We start from the raw sequence: 1,642 nt of genomic DNA on the forward strand, positions 1-1,642 counted from the left end.
AATTAAATTCACGCACAGCTAGTAGACAGCGTTTACGGTGTGGACTACCAGGGTATCTAATCCTGTTCGCTACCCACACTTTCGCACATGAGCGTCAGTCTTTGGCCAGGGAGTCGCCTTCGCCACTGATGTTCCTCCAGATATCTACGCATTTCACCGCTACACCTGGAATTCCACTCCCCTCTCCAAGACTCTAGTCTGCCAGTTCTAAATGACCATCCCAGGTTGAGCCCGGGGCTTTCACATCTAGCTTAACAAACCGCCTGCGTGCGCTTTACGCCCAGTAATTCCGATTAACGCTCGCACCCTCCGTATTACCGCGGCTGCTGGCACGGAGTTAGCCGGTGCTTCTTCTGTTGTTAACGTCACAGCTGGCAGGTATTAACTACCAACCTTTCCTCACAACTGAAAGTGCTTTACAACCCGAAGGCCTTCTTCACACACGCGGCATGGCTGCATCAGGGTTTCCCCCATTGTGCAATATTCCCCACTGCTGCCTCCCGTAGGAGTCTGGGCCGTGTCTCAGTCCCAGTGTGGCTGATCTTCCTCTCAGAACAGCTAGAGATCGTCGCCTTGGTGAGCCTTTACCTCACCAACTAGCTAATCTCACTTGGGCCTCTCTTTGCGCCGGAGCCTAAGCCCCGTTTGGTTCGAAAACATTATGCGGTATTAGCAGTCGTTTCCAACTGTTATCCCCCTCGCAAAGGCAAGTTCCCAAGCATTACTCACCCGTCCGCCACTCGTCAGCGATGTGCAAGCACATCCTGCTACCGTTCGACTTGCATGTGTTAGGCCTGCCGCCAGCGTTCAATCTGAGCCATGATCAAACTCTTCAATTAAATATATCGAAAAACTTTTATGAATCGTCGGTTGACACTCTTAACGAGTGCCCACACAGATTGTCTTGTTATACATTTTTAAAGAACAATGCTAAGTGCTTATTAAAAGCTTTGCTTAGCTGCTTCAGTGGTTTCCCCTGAAGCGGGATGCGTATATTACGCTTATTAATCTCAGAGTCAACACGTTTTTTGAATTAATTTTCAAATCGTCGTCTTATTCCTTTTTCATAACAAGACCGTTCTCTGAAACCCGTTGCATCACCAGTATGCTAAGGTCACCTGGATTAGTTGATGGCCGGAGCTGCTGCTCACAACAATCAAAAACGTAGGCTTTCACTTATAAACGCAAAAAGCCCGCTCAGATGAGCGGGCTTTTTCGTAATTGGGAGCCTGACGGTGTGCTACTCTCACATGGGGAAACCCCACACTACCATCGCCGCTAACGCGTTTCACTTCTGAGTTCGGAATGGGATCAGGTGGGACCACGTCGCTATTGCCGTCAGGCAAAGTCGTGCAAAACCGAATGCTTTTTCTCGGCTTTTGCGCAAGGAGGACAAACAGTACTCTCCGGAGTATGTCTATCAGCCTTTATAAACTTTTAAGCTGAATCTTAATTTCACTGATGTAGTCATCAATGAATTAACAATTCTGGAAAACGATATTTTCATCAATCTTAAGTAACGCTACTCTAACTTCTTAATTAGTCAGTCATGACCATCAACTTCTAAATGATAAAGCCATTTAGGCGTTGTATGGTTAAGCCTCACGGGCAATTAGTACAGGTTAGCTTAATGCCTTGCAAC

The 1,642-nt window shown here is 47.3% G+C and carries 2 rRNA genes; both read right to left on the reverse strand.

Annotated features, from left to right (window positions below):
• Window positions 1-839, reverse strand: a 16S ribosomal RNA gene (locus BFC18_RS20330); the annotation flags it as partial.
• Window positions 840-1,227: 388 nt separating this feature from the next.
• Window positions 1,228-1,343, reverse strand: a 5S ribosomal RNA gene (gene rrf, locus BFC18_RS20335).
• Between the last annotated feature and the right edge of the window lie 299 nt (window positions 1,344-1,642).

Source organism: Alteromonas confluentis, assembly GCF_001757105.1.
Classification (GTDB): Bacteria; Pseudomonadota; Gammaproteobacteria; order Enterobacterales; family Alteromonadaceae; genus Alteromonas; species Alteromonas confluentis.